Below are 14,756 nucleotides of genomic sequence, written 5' to 3'. Positions count from 1 at the left end.
CAGGATGCGCGACGGAATCGAAGAGGGGGTCGCCGAAGAGGCGACCGAGCCGCGCCGGCCCCGGCTGGTCTACCCGTTCGAGCAGGCTCCAGAGACCGGAACAGGCCAGGCGGTCGAGGTCGCGCCTGGGGTTCTCTGGCTGCGCCAGCCGCTGGGCGGCTCGCTGGGCTTCATCAACGTCTGGGCGATTCGCGACGGCGCGGGCTGGGCGGTGGTCGATACCGGCCTGCAGACCAAGGAGACCTCCCAGGCCTGGCGGGCGGCGTTCGCCCAGGCCTTGGGCGGCGATCCGATCACCCGGGTGATCGTCACCCATCTTCACCCCGATCATGTCGGGTTGGCCGGCTGGATCGCCCGCAAGTTCGACGTGCGCCTGTGGATGACCCGGCTGGAATATTTCCAATGTCGGATGCTGGTGGCCGACACCGGCCGCGAGGCGCCTGTGGACGGGGTCCGATTCTTCCACGCCGCGGGCTGGAACGAGGACGGGATCGAGACCTACAAGGCGCGGTTCGGCGGATTCGGCAAGGCGATCCACCAACTGCCCGACAGCTATCGGCGGATGGTCGATGGCGAGGTGTTCGCGATCGGCGATCACGACTGGCGGGTGGTGACGGGCCAGGGCCATTCGCCCGAACACGCCTGCCTGTGGTGCGAGGCGCTGGGCGTACTGATCTCCGGAGACCAGGTGCTGCCGAGGATATCGTCCAATGTCTCGGTGTTCCCCACCGAGCCCGACGCCGACCCGCTGACCGACTGGCTGACCTCGTTGGCCAAGGTCAAGGCGACGGTGCCGGACGACGTGCTGGTGTTGCCGGCTCACAACGACCCGTTCCGGGGCCTGCACGCCCGCATCGACCACCTGATCAACGGCCACGAACGAGGGCTGGGGCGTCTGCGGGGCAAACTTCAGGAGCCCAAGCGCGCGGTCGATGTGTTCGGCGCCCTGTTCGCCCGCCCGATCGGCCCGGACCTTCTGGGCATGGCGACGGGCGAAGCCCTGGCCCATCTGAACTGCCTGATCGGCCGGGGTCTGGCGGTTCGTGAGCCGGACGCGGACGGGGTTGCCTGGTATCGGGCCGTGGACTGAGCCGTCTTTTCATTCGGAGCTGTCGCCATCCGCATTGTTCTCGCCACCGCCGGGTCGCTCGGCGACCTGCATCCCTTCCTTGCGCTGGGCAGGGCCCTGCAAGCGGCCGGGTTCCAGGCCGAGGTCGCCACCTCGGCCGAATACCGCGCCAAGGTCGAGGCCGAAGGGCTGGTCTTCCACGAGGTGGGTCCCAGCCTGGAGCGCTTGCGCGCGGACCTCGGCATGGATCTTGCCCAGCTCACCCACGCCATCGCCGCCTCGGACGCCTTTCTGTTCGAGAAGATCATGACGCCCTACCTGGAGAGCGCTACCAGGCAGTTGATCGCCGCGGCCAAGGGCGCTTGCGCCCTTGTCGGCGGAAGCTTCGCGGCCGGGGTGGCGGTGACCGCCGACTATCTGGGCATCCCTTTCGTCTCGGTGGCGCTGCAGCCGACCGTGGTGTTCTCGGCCTATGACCCGCCGCTGTTGCCCAAGGCGCCGTGGCTGGGACCGGCGACCGGCGGCCTTCGCTTGTGGCTCAATCGCGCGACGATCGCGATCGGCCGGGCGACGACCGATCACTGGACGCGGCCGGTCAATGGCTTGCGCCGGGCCTTGGGCTTGCCGCCGAGTCGGGACAACCTGTTGTTCGACGCCGGTCGTGGAGCGGCCCTCTCGCTGGGGCTCTATTCGCCTCTGCTGAGTCCGCGTCAGCCCGACGCGCCCGAAAATTTCGACGTGGTCGGATACGCCGCCTATGACAGCGACCTCGGCGGTCCGACGACCTTGCCGCCGGATCTGGAGACCTTCCTGGCGGCCGGACCCGCGCCGCTGGTCTTCACCCTTGGTAGCGCGGCGGTGAACATTCCGGGGGACTTCTACCGTGAGAGCATGAAGGTCGCACGGCGCATGGGGCGACGCGCCGTGCTGCTGGTCGGACCCGATGGCGATCCGTCCGTCGCCGACGGGGCGGAGGACGCCGTCGCCTTCGCCTACGCGCCCTATTCCCTGCTCTTTCCCCGCGCTGCCGCCCTCGTGCATCAGGGCGGGGTCGGCACTATTCAGCAGGCGTTGCGCGCTGGCCGGCCGCAACTGGTCGTGCCGCATCTGGGCGACCAGTTCGACAATGGGGCGCGGATCGCGCGGTTGGGCGTTGGGGCGACCCTGCCGCGCGACGCCTACCGTTCCAAGGCGGCGGCGGCCCTGATCGACAGGCTTTTGGGCGACCCCGACCTGATCGCGAGGACTGTCCGTCTCGGCGAAATAGCGTCCCGAGAAGATGGCGCCGCTGAAGCCGCTAGCCGGGTCGCGGCGCTATGGGCCGCCCGCTCCGGCAGCGAACACGAAACAATCGTTTGATATTTCGTGCACGAACTATAATCTCCACGTCATGACCACGCCTCCCGACCGCCGCCTGGTGTTCCTGCTGAATGTCGCGCACCGCCGCGTGCAGCGCTATGTCGAGGCCAAGATGGCCGCCCAGGGGGGGCTGACGGCGGCCCAGTCCGGAGCGCTCTTTGTGCTCGGGCAGAAAGACGGCGCCCTGATCGGCGAGGCCGCCGAGGCCCTGGACCTTGCGCCCTCGGCCATGACCGGCCTGATCGACCGCATGGCGCGCGCCGAGCTGGTCGAGCGGCGGCCCGACCCCAAGGACGGCCGCGCCCTGCGCCTCTACCTGACCGCCAAGGGCCATGTGGCGCGCGCGGACGCCAAGGCCGGCGTCGAGGGGCTGAGCTCTCACCTCACCGAGGGCTTCACGGACGACGAGATCGCCGTGGTGTCCCGCTGGCTGGTCAGCCTGCAAACCAAGTTCCCCAAAGGAGATGCCGCATGACCGATCTGGTGAAGGTCGAGATCGACGCCGGCGTGATGACCCTCACCCTGGCCCGTCCGGACAAGAAGAACGCGCTGAGCAACGCCATGTACGGCGTGCTGGCCGACAGCTTGGAGCGCGCCGAGGCCGACCCGGCGATCCGGGTGGTGGTGTTCCAGGGCGACGGCGACAGCTTCAGCTCGGGCAACGACCTGAAGGACTTCACCGCCCAGGCCACCGGGACCTTCACCGGCGAGCGCCATGTGATGCGGTTCCTGAAGAACCTGGCCACGGCCACCCGGCCACTGGTCGCCGCCGTCCAGGGCCAGGCGGTCGGCGTGGGCACGACCATGTTGCTGCATTGTGACCTGGTTTTCGTCAGCTCCGACGCCCGGCTGACCGTGCCGTTCGTCAACCTGGCCCTGGCGCCCGAAGCCGCCTCCAGCCTGCTGCTGCCGGCCCGCATCGGCCACGCTCGCGCCTATGCCATGTTTGCCCTTGGCGAGGCGGTGGATGGCGCGACCGCCGTGGCCTGGGGCATCGCCAATGCCTGCGTGCCACTGGAGGATCTGCGGACCCGCGCCCGCACCGCCGCTGACCAACTGGCCAAGCGTCCGCTCGGCGCCCTGACCGTCACCAAGTCGCTGATGCGCGACGCCGAGGCGATCTCGGCCCTGATGGACAGGGAGGGCGAACTGTTTGCTCAGCGTCTGCAGACCGCCGAGGCCCGCGAGGCCTTCATGGCCTTCGCCGAGCGCCGCGCGCCGGACTTCAGCAAGGTTGGCTGAGGTGGCCCTGGCCCTGGTCCTGTCGACGGCGCTGCTGGCCTTGGCGGGAATCCACCTCTACTGGGGCTTGGGCGGTCGCTGGCCGGGCCATGACGAGGCTTCGATGGTCGAGCACGTGGTGGGCCGCACACGCGGCATGCGCGCGCCCGGCCTGCTGGCCTCCGTCGCTGTCGCCCTGGCCTTGGCGGCTGGCGGCGTTCTGGTCGCCGCGACCTTGACCCCGACCGTCTGGGACCCGCAGTTAAAGGCCGCGCGCTGGGTCCTGTTCGTGGTCTTCGCCGGACGCGGTCTGGCGACCTATGTCCCGCCGGTCTTCCGCTATGCCGAGGGCACGCCGTTCGCGACGCTCAACCGCCGCGCCTATGGGCCGCTGTGCCTGGCGATCGCCTTGGGAATTCTTGTGTTGCAGCTGTAGCGTCCACTTCAATGACAAAAATCAAGGGAGCGAACATCATGGTCGACCGCATCAAATCGCCCTTCGGGGCCTTCACCGACGCCCGCGACGTCGTCGCCGGCCACGACCTGACCGGCAAGGTCGCCATCGTCACCGGCGGGGCCACCGGCATCGGCGTCGAGACGGCCAAGGCCTTGGCCGAGGCCGGCGCCGAGGTTGTGATCGCCGTCCGCAAGCCGGATCTGGCCGAGGCCGCCGTCGCCGAGATCAACGCCGTGGCCAAGGGCGCGCAAGCGTCGTGGTCGATGCTCGATCTCTCCAGCTTCAAGTCGATCCGCGCCTTCGTCGAGCGCTGGGGCGACCGGTCGTTGAACCTGCTGATCAACAACGCCGGCGTCATGGCCTGCCCGCTCGCCTATACCGAGGACGGGCTCGAGATGCAGATCGGCACCAACCACTTTGGCCACTTCCTGCTGTCGGTGCTGCTGGCTCCCAACCTGGTGGCCGGCGCCAAGGCCCCCTCTCAAGGAAATGGCGGCAAGACCTCGCGGCTGGTGTCCCTGTCGTCGATCGGCCACCGCCGTGCCCCGATGAATTTCGAGGATCCGCATTTCCGGTCTCACCCCTACGAGAAGTGGGAAAGCTACGGCCAGGCCAAGACGGCCAACGCCCTGTTCGCCGTGGGCTTCAATCAGCGCTTCAAGGATCAGGGCGTGTTCGCCAACGCCGTGATGCCTGGCGGCATCATGACCCCGCTGCAGCGCCATCTGCCGATCGAGGAGCAGCGGGCGATGGGCTGGATCGACGAAAACGGCAAGGTTCGCGACGGTTTCAAGACGCCCGCCCAAGGCGCGTCGACCAGTGTCTGGGCGGCGGTGGGCGACGAACTCGAGGGCGTCGGCGGGCTCTATCTCGAGGACTTGGCCCAGGCCAAGCCGTGGACGAAGGAGGCCGGCTGGTCTGGCGTCATGTCCTACGCCCTGGACCCGGAGCAGGCCGACAGGCTGTGGGCCCTGTCAGTGGAAACCACAGGGGCGGGATGACCGTCGCGGTGTTTCGGCATAGAATCGGACCGTCCTTGAGGAGACGACGATGAGCTTGAACGGCAAGACCCTCTTCATCACCGGCGCCTCGCGCGGCATCGGCCTGGCCATCGCCCTGCGCGCCGCCCGCGACGGCGCCAATATCGTCATCGCCGCCAAGACGGCGGAGGCCCATCCGAAGCTGCCGGGCACCATCTACACCGCCGCCGCGCAGATCGAGGCGGCCGGCGGCCAGGCGCTGCCGCTGGTGGTTGATGTGCGCGAGGAGGCCAGCGTCCAGGCGGCCGTCGACAAGGCGGTCGAGAGCTTCGGCGGTATCGACATCTGCGTGAACAACGCCTCGGCGATCTCGCTCACGGGCACGCTGTCGACCGACATGAAGCGCTACGACCTGATGCACCAGATCAACGGGCGCGGAACGTTCCTGACCTCGAAACTGTGTCTGCCGCACCTGAAGAAGGCGGCCAATCCGCACGTGCTGGCCCTGTCGCCGCCGCTGGACATCAAGCCCCGCTGGTTCGCCCCCCACGTAGCCTACTCCATGGCCAAGTACAATATGAGCCTGTGCATGATGGGCATGGCCGAGGAGTTCCGGGCCGACGGCGTGGCCTTCAACGGCCTGTGGCCGCGCACCGCCATCGCCACCGCCGCCATCCAGTTCGCCTTGACCGGGGAGGAAGGCCTCAAGCACTGCCGCACCGTCGAGATCATGGCCGACGCGGCCCACGCGATGTTCCTGAAGCCGTCGCGAGCGTTCACCGGCCAGTTCGTGATCGACGACACGTTCCTATACGGCGAGGGCGTGCGCGACTTCGATCAGTACCGCGTGGATCCGACCGCCACCCTGATGCCGGACTTCTTCGTGCCGGAGGATAGCCTTCCGCCGCCGGGGGTGGTGATAGGGTAAGGGTCTTGCAATTGGGGACAGGCGCATGCGCCTGTCCCCAGCCCTGGATCAGGGCTTCCGAGCCTTCCGCGCCGCCGCCACCGCGATCGAGCGCCGCGCCCACTCGACCATCAGGTCTGGCTCATCCAACGCTTCGGCGGGCGCCGACCAGTAAGCCATGGAGCTCACGCCGAAGGGCGCGAACTGCGTGCTGCCGGCGGCCGCGAAATCGGGGCCCAGCGTCTCGTCGCCCTTGAGATAGAGGGTGTCGTCGTCGATCAGGGCGAAGAACAGGCCTTGGGCATAGAGGCCGACTCCGCCGAACATCTTTCGCGAGGTCAGCGGCCCGACCGGGGCCAGCTGTTCGAGTACCAAATCCAGATAGTCCGAAGAGACCGCCATGCCCGTATCCATTCGTCCCGCCGTCGAGGCCGACAGCGCCTTGATCCTGCGGTTCATCCGCGATCTCGCCGCCTATGAGAAGCTGCTCGACGATGTGCGGACCACGCAGGACGATATCACGGTGGCGCTGTTTGGCGAAAACCCCAAGGCCTTCTGCGACATCGCCGAGATTGACGGCGCGCCGGTGGGCTTTGCCTTGTGGTTCTACAACTTCTCGACCTTCGTCGGCCGGCACGGAATCTATCTGGAAGACCTGTTCGTGCTGCCCGAAGCGCGGGGCAGCGGGGCGGGCAAGGCATTGTTGGCGGGGCTGGCGCGGCGCTGCCTGGACGAGAAGCTCGGCCGACTGGAATGGGCCGTGCTCGACTGGAACGCCCCGTCGATCGCTTTCTATGACAGCCTGGGCGCGGCCGCGATGAACGAGTGGATCGTGCGACGGATGACGGGCGAGGCGTTGGCGAGGTTGGCTGCGGCCTAGGCGAGGAACGGGGACAGGCACATGTGCCTGTCCCCGTTCCTCGCACAGCCTAATCCAGCCGGTCCGCCTTGCGCAGTTCCGGGAACATCTTGGCCCACGCGCCCGTGACGATCAGGGCCCCGACGCCGCCGAACACCGCCGCGCCGACCGGGCCCAGGAACCGCGCCGCGACGCCGCTCTCGAACTCGCCCAGTTCGTTGGAGGCGCTGATGAACAGGCCCGAGACGGCGGCGACCCTGCCGCGCATCGGATCTGGGGTGACCAGTTGCACCAGGGTCTGGCGGATATAGACCGAGACCATGTCGGCCGCGCCCAGCACCGTCAGGGCGCCGACCGACAGCCAGACATATTTCGATAGCCCGAAGACCACGGTCGCGGCGCCGAACACCGCCACGGCGCCAAACATCAGCAGGCCCGCTCGGCGGCGGATCGTGTGGCTGGCCAGGATCACCGCCACCAGCGTCGCGCCCACGGCGGGGGCGGCGCGCAGCACGCCAAAGCCCTCGGCCCCCACATGCAGCACATCACGGGCGAACACCGGCAGCAGGGCCGTGGCCCCGCCGAGCAATACCGCGAACAAATCCAGCGAGATCGAGCCGAAGACGATCTTGTTGCGCCAGGTATAGACCAGGCCTTCCTTGATCAGCGCCCAGCGCGAGCCCGGCTGGGTCACGGGCTTGGTATTGGCCTTGATGCCAAGCAGCAGCAGGCCGCCCAGCAGGAACAGCACGACCGAAGCCCCGAACGCCGTGGCCGCCGAGATGGCGCATAGCAGGCCGCCCAAGGCCGGGCCAATGATCGAGGCGCTCTGCCAGGACAACGAGTTCCAGGCGATGGCGCGCGGCAACAGCGGGCGCGGCACCAGCATCGGCCCCATGGCGCTGGACGCCGGGGACAAGAAGGCGCGGCCGGCGCCGAACAGCACGGCGATGGCGAAGATCGGCCACAGCGTCGTGTGTCCCGACCAGGCCAGGAAGCCCAGGGCTGCGGCGCAGACGATGTCGACGCCGATGGCCGCAGTCATGATCATCTTGCGATCATGGCGGTCGGCGGTCTCTCCGGCGGTCAGCGCCAAAAAGAACAGCGGGATGAACTGGGCCAGGCCTACCATGCCCAGCAAGAAGGCCCCCTGGCCCTCATTGTGTCCGGTCTCGCGGGCCAGGGTGTAGACCTGCCAGCCGATTGTCACCCCCTGGATCTGCACCGCGAGGGTGGCGGTGAACCGCGCGCCCCAGAAGAACACGAAGTCGCTCTGCTTGAGCAGCGCGCGCATCGAGGTTTCCGGCGCCTCGAGGGCGGACGGGATGGAATCTGCGTCGGGGGGGAGGTCGGTCATCGGGGGCGGACCATGTCCTCAGGCCCGCGTCGCCGCAATCGCGTTTCTCTTATGCAGCCGTTGAATTATTTGACCCAGCGCGCCCTAGGCCCTATTTCGCGCCCTTCTGATGGAGAGGGCGCGTCATGCGACGCCAGCGACGAACCTGCGCCGCGCGGACCGGAGTCCGCGTCTGAACGCCCCGGATGCGACCGTCTCGGCCGCGTCACGATCCGGGGCTATGCCCCTTTTCGTGTTCTGGATCGTTTAGCGCCCATGTCGTCTTCCGCCGTCGCGCCTTCGTCGCCCTATCCCAGCCTTCTCAACGAGCTGCCCGAGCACGCCCGCGCCGTCGAGGTGCTGGTCGATCGCGCCTTCGGACCCGGCCGCTTCGCCAAGTCGTCGGAGCGTTTGCGCGAGGGCAATCGGAAGCTGGACGACTGTTCCTTCGTGGCCTTGGACGAAGGTCGGGTGATCGGCAGCGTGCGCCTCTGGCCGGTCATGGTGGGCGACAGGCCCGTCGCCTTCCTCGGCCCGCTGGCGGTGGACGCCACCGCGCGCAGCCACGGCCTGGGCCAGGCCCTCGTCGAAGCCGCCTGCGCCGCCGCCGCGCGAGCCGGCTGGCGCGCGGTGCTGCTGGTCGGCGACGCCCCCTATTTCGCGCGGATCGGCTTTTCGGCAGGACCGGCGGCGAGGGTGACCATGCCGGGGCCGGCCGATCAGCGACGGGTGCTGGTGAAGGCCTTGGTCGAGGGCGGAGATTCGGGCTTGGTGGGACCTATCCGCGTCGCTTGAGTTACGGCTGGGGACAGGCGCATGCGCCTGTCGCCATATCGTGCGCTCGTGCTTGAGTGTGGGCGCCGCATGCCCTACCTGAAGCCCATGACTGTCGATCCCACCCCCTCTGGCCTCGCAGGCGTCACCGCCGCCGCCCAGGCGGCGAAGGGGCGCGCGGGCGAGCGCGGCCTGCCGCCTGTGCATCTGTGGCATCCTGAGCATTGCGGCGAGATCGACATCCGCATCCGCAAGGACGGCGTCTGGTTTCACGAGGGATCGCCGATCGGCCGCGAGGCTCTGGTGCGGCTGTTCTCGACCGTGCTGCGGCTGGATCCCGACGGCTATCACTTGGTCACCCCTGTCGAGAAGCTGAAGATCCAGGTCGAGGACGCGCCGTTCATGGCCACGCGGGTCGATGCTGAAAACGGCGTGCTGCGCTTCGAGACCAATGTCGGTGACCTGGTCGAGGCCGGCCCCGACAACGCCATCCGCGTCGAGACCGATACGGCCACTGGCGAGCCGCGGCCCTATGTCCACGTGCGGCGCGGCCTGGAGGCTCTGATCGCGCGGCCTGTGTTCTATGAGCTGGTCGAACTGGCTGCGGAGCGCGACACGCCGGAGGGGCCGCGCCTGGGTGTGACCTCAAACGGCGCCTGGTTCCCGATGGCCCCGGCCGGGGCGCACCGAGGATGACCCTGTCCAGGGACGCGCGGCGCGCCTGGATCGCCAGCAAGTTGGACCCGATCGACGGCTACGATCCCAGCCTCGACGCCGCGCGTTCGGACTACGATCTCAATCCCGGCATGCGGCCCGACAATCCCCACGCCCTGCGCCCCGCCGCCGTGCTGGTGGGGCTGGTCGAGCGTGAGGCGGGGATGACCGTCCTGCTGACCCGCCGGTCCGATACTCTGCGAAGCCACACCGGCCAGATCGCCTTTCCCGGGGGCCGTTGCGATCCAGGCGAGACGCCGTGGGAGACCGCCCTGCGCGAGGCCCAGGAAGAGGTGAACCTAGACCCGTCCTGCGTTACCCTGGCGGGTCTGCTGCACGGCTACCGCACGGTGACGGGCTTCCACGTCACGCCGGTGGTCGGCTTCATCGATCCCGCCGCCACCTTCGTCGCCAGTCCCGACGAGGTGGCCGATGTGTTCGAGACGCCGTTCGCCTTCCTGATGGACTCTCAGAACCATCAACGTCAGCATCGCGACCTGCCGGACGGCGAGCGCCGATTCTTCTATGCGATGCCGTGGAATGAGCGTTTCATCTGGGGGGCGACCGCCGGCATGCTGCGCGCGCTCTACGAGCGGCTGCATGGCGAAGACCCCGTCGGCTGAGCGGGTGCTCTTGGTGCGGCATCGATCAACAGCTTGATCGGTGTCCGGGGCTTGCCGGTTTGAAATAATCGTTTGAAATGCCGGACCCCGCTGGGCGGGGGCGTTTTGTGCACCTGGGGGAGTGGCGTGAGTACAGAATCGATAGGCGTGCCGCCGTGGATGGCGCTGCCGGAGACCCAGGCGGTGATCGCGGCGCTGGAGGCGCGCGGCTTTCCCGGCTGCGCGCGTTTCGTTGGCGGCTGCGTGCGCAACACCTTGATGGGCAAGCCCATCGACGACATCGACATCGCCACCACCCTGACCCCGGACCTGGTGATCGAGGCCCTGCAGGAGGCCGGCCTGAAGGTCATCCCCACCGGCGTCGACCATGGCACGGTAACGGCGATTTCCAAGGGTCGGCCCTATGAGATCACCACCCTGCGCCGCGATGTCTCGACCGACGGCCGCAGGGCGGTCGTGTCTTTCACCCAGGACTGGGACCAAGACGCCGAGCGCCGCGATTTCCGCTTCAACGCCCTCTATGCCGACCTGAACGGCCGGCTCTATGATCCGACCGGCGAGGGCGTGAACGACGCGCTCGAAGGGCGGGTGGTGTTCGTGGGTGACCCGATGACCCGGATCCGCGAGGACTATCTGCGCATCTTGCGGTTCTTCCGCTTCCACGCCTGGTATGGCAAGGGCGACGCCGACCAGAAGGCCCTGGCCGCCTGCAAGGCGCTGAAGGGCATGGTCGAGGGCCGCGCCGCCGAGCGCACCCAGAAGGAGTTGCTGAAGCTGCTGGCGGCCGAAGATCCGCGCTCGGCCCTGCGACTGATGGCGGCGACCAGCGTGCTGTCGTCGATCCTGCCTTTCGTGAAGTCGCTGGCCCGTTTCGAGGGGCTGATGACCATCGAGACCGAGCAACTGTTCGAGAACGACCCCGAGCTGCGCCTGGCCGCCCTGATTCCCGACGACCCCAAGATCGCCGCCCAGATGGCCGAGCGGCTGCGGCTGTCCAACAGCCTGAAGGAGCGGCTGATCGAGGCGGTCGGCACGTCTCCGCGCATCGTCTCCTGGATGGGCCCGCGCGAGACGCGTCGGGCGGTCTATGCCCTGGGCGTCAAGACCTTCAGCGACCGGGTCAAGCTGGCCTGGGCCGGGGCCGGCCGCACCGCCACCACGCCGCAATGGCGCGGCCTGTTGGCGTTGGGCGAGACCTGGACGCCTCCGGCCTTTCCGCTGACCGGCGAGGAGATCCTGAAGTCTGGTGTGCCCAAGGGCCCGATGGTCGGTGAGGTGATGCGCGAGGTCGAAATCTGGTGGATCGACCAGGACTTCATCGAGGACAAGTTTTCGGCCATCGAGCGGCTGAAGGCCGTCGCGCAGGGGATGGTGTTTTAGAGACCTTACGTCCTTCGCGGTTGTATATCGACTGAAGCGTCCTGGAGACCCGCCCATGAAGATCGGCCTGCTCGAAACCGGCGAACCGCCCGAGGCGCTGCAGCCTGAGTTCGGGCGCTATGGCGGCATGTTCCAGGACCTGCTGGGTCCTGGCCACGACTACGTCACCTACGATGTCCAGGCCGGTGAACTGCCGGCCGATCCGGATGAGTGCGACGCCTATATCGTCACCGGTTCAGCGGCCGGGGTCTATGACGATCTGCCCTGGATCGCGCCGCTGAAGGCTTTCCTGATCAAGGCCCAGGCCCGGCCGCTGGTCGGGGTGTGTTTCGGCCACCAGATCATGGCCGAGGCGTTCGGTGGCAGGGTCGTGAAGTCGGACAAGGGCTGGGGCGTCGGCCTGCACGCCTACGAGGTGACCGAGGCCTTGCCCTGGATGGACTTGGAACGGGACCTGGCCCGCGTCGCCGTGTCGGCGTCGCATCAGGATCAGGTGGTCGAGATCCCGCCGACGGCCCGCGTCGTAGCTGGCAGCGCCTTCACCCCGGCCGGGATTTTGGTCTATGACGATCGTCCCGCTATCTCGATGCAGTTTCACCCAGAGTTCGACCCGGCCTATGCCATCGCCCTGATCGAGGCCCGTCGCGGCAGCCGCTATACCGACGCCGAGGCCGACGCGGCGATCGCGTCCTTGCAAGGCTATAACGACCGCACACGGATGGCCGACTGGATCGAATCTTTCCTGTCGCAGGCAACCTAAGCCTTAGCTTGACCGTTCCCGACGAAACGGGGGAGATCAGATCATGCGCGCCGTCACAGCCCTGCTCGTTGTTGGTTGCGCCCTGACCGGCGGCGCCCTGCTCTCCACGGTGTGGGCCGCCGCGCCCGCTACGCCGACGCCGCTCCCGGCCGAGACCCTAAAGAGCCCCGCCGAGTTCGTGTCGATCCAGGATCCCGCCGCCCGTTCGGTCGCGCTGTTCTCCGAGGCCGGCAAGGTGATCAACAGCCCGCGCTGCATGAACTGCCACCCGGTCCAGCGCGCCCCAACCCAGGGCGATGACCGGCATCCGCACAATCCGCCCATGGTCGCCGGTCAGGCGGGCCACGGCCCGGTCGGCATGCCCTGCAGCGCGTGCCACGGTCCCGCCAACGTTCCGACCTGGGGCCAGGACGTCAAGTCGATCCCCGGCGATCCGAAATGGGCCCTGGCGCCTGTCGAGATGGCCTGGCAGGGCAAGTCGCTCGGCGCGATCTGCGCCCAGATCAGGGACCCGTCGCGCAATGGCGGCCGGGGCTTGGCGCAACTGCACGACCACATGGCCAACGACCACCTGGTCGGCTGGGCCTGGAACCCAGGCGCGGGCCGGGTTCCGGCGCCGGGCACGCAGGCGAGGTTCGGCGAACTGGTGCAGGCCTGGATCGGTACCGGGGCGAAGTGCCCGGCGGCGTGACCTGACCCTTCTCCCGCAAGGGGAGAAGGACCCTGTCACGGCCACTTCACCTCGGGCGGCATGGAGCTGAGGATCGACTCCACATTGCCGCCGGTCTTTAGTCCGAACATCGTGCCCCGGTCGTAGAGCAGGTTGAACTCCACATAGCGGCCGCGCTGCACCAGTTGCTGCTCGCGCTCCTGCGCCGTCCAGGCCTCGCCCATCCGGCGGCGGACCAGCTCAGGATAGATCCCCAGGAACGCCTTGCCGACGTCCTGGGTGAAGGCGAAGTCCTTGGACCAGTCGCCGCTGTCGTGGTGGTCGTAGAAGATGCCGCCGATCCCGCGCGGTTCGTTGCGGTGGGGCAGAAAGAAGTATTCGTCGCACCAGGCCTTGTACTTGGCGTGCCAGGTCGGGTCGTGGGCGTCGCAGGCGCGCTGATAGGCGGCGTGGAAGTCGATGGCGTCGGGAAAGTCCTGTTGCCGTTGGTAGCCGAGCAGGGGCGTCAGGTCGCCGCCGCCGCCGAACCAGCTTTTGCTGGTGGCGATGAAGCGGGTGTTCATGTGGACGGCCGGCACGCGCGGGCTGCGCATGTGGGCGATCAGGCTGACGCCGGTGGCGAAGAAGCGTGGGTCCTCCTCGGCGCCGGGCATGTTTTTCGCCATTTCCGGGGTGAAAACGCCGTGCACTGTCGAGACATGCACCCCGACCTTCTCGAACAATCGGCCGTGCATCATCGACATCACCCCACCGCCGCCGGCCTCGCGGTCCCACGGCTTGCGGAAGAAGCGGCCGGCGTCGCCGGGATAGAAGCCGGCGGGGGCCTCGTCCTCGAGCCGCTCGAACGCGGCGCAGATCTGGTCGCGCAGGCTTTCGAACCAGGCGCGGGCCGTGGCTTTCTTGCGGTCGAGGTCGAGTGTGTCGGTCATGGCGGCGGCTTAAGGGTTTCCGCCGGCCCGCGCAAATCCGGCGGCCCGCATAAGGGCTTGTGCCTAGCCGGCCGCTAGAGAATTTTTCGAGCGAAGTGGTTCCGGTTCGCGTGAAGAAAAATGCGTCAAAACAAAAGATCTGAGCTCACGGCCTGACGCAGTCAGGTCGGGAAATGCCCTAGTCCCCCGCGAACCCGGCGGTCTGCCGCAGCGCCTCGCCCAGGGCCATGGCCGCCGCCGTCGCCAGGTTCATCGACCTGGCCTCGGGCCGCAAGGGAATCGTCAGCCGCGCAAAGGCCGCGTCATGCACCTCCGGCGGCGCGCCGTGGCTCTCATTGCCAAACAACAGGGTGTCGCCTGCCTGAAAGGTGAACTTGTGGAAGGGCGCGGTCGCCTTCGTCGTGAATAGCAGCAGCCGGCCCTTGCGACGTTCCGACGCAGCCATGAAAACCGCCCACGATGCGTGACGCATCATGTGGGTCAGCGGACCATAGTCGAGGGCCGCGCGCCTCAAGCTCTTGTCGTCCAACGGGAAACTGCACGGTTCGATGACGTCCAGGCCCACGCCGAGGCAGGCGCCCAATCTGATCGCCGCGCCGACGTTCTGAGGAATGCCGGGTTGAAAAAGCGCGAGCCGCATTCTAAGCGAACCACCATAGAGCTAGCAGGGACATTTGCGGCGAATCGAAAGGGCTTGCGGACTTCGTCCGCGCGTCCG

Annotated in this window: 18 protein-coding genes; 14 read left to right on the top strand and 4 right to left on the bottom strand. The window is 67.9% G+C overall.

Annotated features, from left to right (window positions below):
* The first annotated feature begins 4 nt into the window (after nucleotides 1-4).
* The 7 genes from ACP696_RS18710 to ACP696_RS18680 are packed head-to-tail and all read left to right on the top strand — an operon-like array spanning nucleotide 5 to nucleotide 6,014.
* Nucleotides 5-1,090, top strand: coding sequence for an MBL fold metallo-hydrolase (locus tag ACP696_RS18710; RefSeq protein WP_426014341.1), 1,086 nt, complete (start codon nucleotides 5-7; stop codon nucleotides 1,088-1,090).
* A gap of 27 nt (nucleotides 1,091-1,117) precedes the next feature.
* On the top strand, nucleotides 1,118-2,428 hold the full coding sequence (locus ACP696_RS18705; RefSeq protein WP_426044171.1) for a glycosyltransferase: 1,311 nt from the start codon (nucleotides 1,118-1,120) through the stop codon (nucleotides 2,426-2,428).
* 31 nt (nucleotides 2,429-2,459) lie between these two features.
* Nucleotides 2,460-2,903 carry a MarR family winged helix-turn-helix transcriptional regulator gene (locus tag ACP696_RS18700; RefSeq protein ID WP_426014342.1) on the top strand — a complete coding sequence of 148 codons (444 nt, stop codon included), beginning with the start codon at nucleotides 2,460-2,462 and terminating at the stop codon, nucleotides 2,901-2,903.
* Nucleotides 2,900-3,670 (top strand): enoyl-CoA hydratase, encoded by a 771-nt coding sequence (locus ACP696_RS18695; protein ID WP_426014344.1) that lies wholly within the window; start codon nucleotides 2,900-2,902, stop codon nucleotides 3,668-3,670. The genes ACP696_RS18700 and ACP696_RS18695 overlap by 4 nt, the downstream gene beginning before the upstream one ends.
* Before the next feature lies 1 nt (nucleotide 3,671).
* Complete coding sequence (locus ACP696_RS18690) at nucleotides 3,672-4,085, top strand: DUF3995 domain-containing protein (protein ID WP_426014735.1); 414 nt, start codon at nucleotides 3,672-3,674, stop codon at nucleotides 4,083-4,085.
* 38 nt (nucleotides 4,086-4,123) lie between these two features.
* Nucleotides 4,124-5,107 carry an SDR family NAD(P)-dependent oxidoreductase gene (locus tag ACP696_RS18685; protein ID WP_426014347.1) on the top strand — a complete coding sequence of 328 codons (984 nt, stop codon included), beginning with the start codon at nucleotides 4,124-4,126 and terminating at the stop codon, nucleotides 5,105-5,107.
* A 49-nt stretch (nucleotides 5,108-5,156) separates the two neighbouring features.
* A complete protein-coding gene (locus tag ACP696_RS18680; protein WP_426014348.1) occupies nucleotides 5,157-6,014 on the top strand; it encodes an SDR family oxidoreductase in 858 nt (285 codons plus the stop codon).
* A gap of 48 nt (nucleotides 6,015-6,062) precedes the next feature.
* Here ACP696_RS18680 and ACP696_RS18675 read toward each other — a convergent pair whose 3' ends face one another.
* The gene (locus tag ACP696_RS18675) at nucleotides 6,063-6,395 is read right to left on the bottom strand and encodes a TfoX/Sxy family protein (protein ID WP_426014349.1); all 333 of its coding nucleotides are present in this window, start codon (nucleotides 6,393-6,395) and stop codon (nucleotides 6,063-6,065) included.
* Between ACP696_RS18675 and ACP696_RS18670 the strand changes: the two genes are divergently transcribed.
* Entirely contained in the window at nucleotides 6,394-6,873 is a 480-nt protein-coding gene (locus ACP696_RS18670; protein WP_426014351.1) for a GNAT family N-acetyltransferase, read from the top strand. The genes ACP696_RS18675 and ACP696_RS18670 overlap by 2 nt on opposite strands.
* A gap of 49 nt (nucleotides 6,874-6,922) precedes the next feature.
* Here the strand turns inward: ACP696_RS18670 and ACP696_RS18665 are convergent, their stop codons facing one another.
* Nucleotides 6,923-8,209 carry an MFS transporter gene (locus ACP696_RS18665; protein ID WP_426014353.1) on the bottom strand — a complete coding sequence of 429 codons (1,287 nt, stop codon included), beginning with the start codon at nucleotides 8,207-8,209 and terminating at the stop codon, nucleotides 6,923-6,925.
* Between the two features lie 255 nt (nucleotides 8,210-8,464).
* Between ACP696_RS18665 and ACP696_RS18660 the strand changes: the two genes are divergently transcribed.
* The 6 genes from ACP696_RS18660 to ACP696_RS18635 all read left to right on the top strand — a co-directional run bounded on the left by ACP696_RS18660 (nucleotide 8,465) and on the right by ACP696_RS18635 (nucleotide 13,130).
* Nucleotides 8,465-8,983 carry a GNAT family N-acetyltransferase gene (locus ACP696_RS18660; protein ID WP_426014355.1) on the top strand — a complete coding sequence of 173 codons (519 nt, stop codon included), beginning with the start codon at nucleotides 8,465-8,467 and terminating at the stop codon, nucleotides 8,981-8,983.
* 87 nt (nucleotides 8,984-9,070) lie between these two features.
* Nucleotides 9,071-9,658, top strand: coding sequence for a DUF1285 domain-containing protein (locus ACP696_RS18655; RefSeq protein WP_426014737.1), 588 nt, complete (start codon nucleotides 9,071-9,073; stop codon nucleotides 9,656-9,658).
* A gap of 2 nt (nucleotides 9,659-9,660) precedes the next feature.
* Entirely contained in the window at nucleotides 9,661-10,299 is a 639-nt protein-coding gene (locus ACP696_RS18650; RefSeq protein ID WP_426014739.1) for a CoA pyrophosphatase, read from the top strand.
* A 126-nt stretch (nucleotides 10,300-10,425) separates the two neighbouring features.
* On the top strand, nucleotides 10,426-11,679 hold the full coding sequence (locus ACP696_RS18645) for a CCA tRNA nucleotidyltransferase (RefSeq protein ID WP_426014356.1): 1,254 nt from the start codon (nucleotides 10,426-10,428) through the stop codon (nucleotides 11,677-11,679).
* A 55-nt stretch (nucleotides 11,680-11,734) separates the two neighbouring features.
* Nucleotides 11,735-12,439 carry a type 1 glutamine amidotransferase gene (locus ACP696_RS18640; RefSeq protein ID WP_426014358.1) on the top strand — a complete coding sequence of 235 codons (705 nt, stop codon included), beginning with the start codon at nucleotides 11,735-11,737 and terminating at the stop codon, nucleotides 12,437-12,439.
* Between the two features lie 43 nt (nucleotides 12,440-12,482).
* Nucleotides 12,483-13,130: an Isoquinoline 1-oxidoreductase subunit gene (locus tag ACP696_RS18635; RefSeq protein WP_426044159.1), complete on the top strand. Its 648-nt coding sequence runs from the start codon at nucleotides 12,483-12,485 to the stop codon at nucleotides 13,128-13,130.
* A 35-nt stretch (nucleotides 13,131-13,165) separates the two neighbouring features.
* Here ACP696_RS18635 and hemF read toward each other — a convergent pair whose 3' ends face one another.
* Together hemF and ACP696_RS18625 are read right to left on the bottom strand one after the other, a co-directional pair.
* Complete coding sequence (gene hemF / locus ACP696_RS18630) at nucleotides 13,166-14,038, bottom strand: oxygen-dependent coproporphyrinogen oxidase (RefSeq protein ID WP_426044158.1); 873 nt, start codon at nucleotides 14,036-14,038, stop codon at nucleotides 13,166-13,168.
* A gap of 178 nt (nucleotides 14,039-14,216) precedes the next feature.
* A complete protein-coding gene (locus tag ACP696_RS18625) occupies nucleotides 14,217-14,678 on the bottom strand; it encodes a tRNA (cytidine(34)-2'-O)-methyltransferase (protein ID WP_426044157.1) in 462 nt (153 codons plus the stop codon).
* Nucleotides 14,679-14,756 lie beyond the last annotated feature (78 nt).

Origin of the sequence: Caulobacter sp. DWR3-1-2, assembly GCF_049896225.1 — a bacterium.
Lineage (GTDB): Bacteria > Pseudomonadota > Alphaproteobacteria > Caulobacterales > Caulobacteraceae > Caulobacter.
The sequence above is the reverse complement of the archived record's forward strand: the minus strand, read 5'-3'. Positions and strand labels throughout refer to the sequence as shown.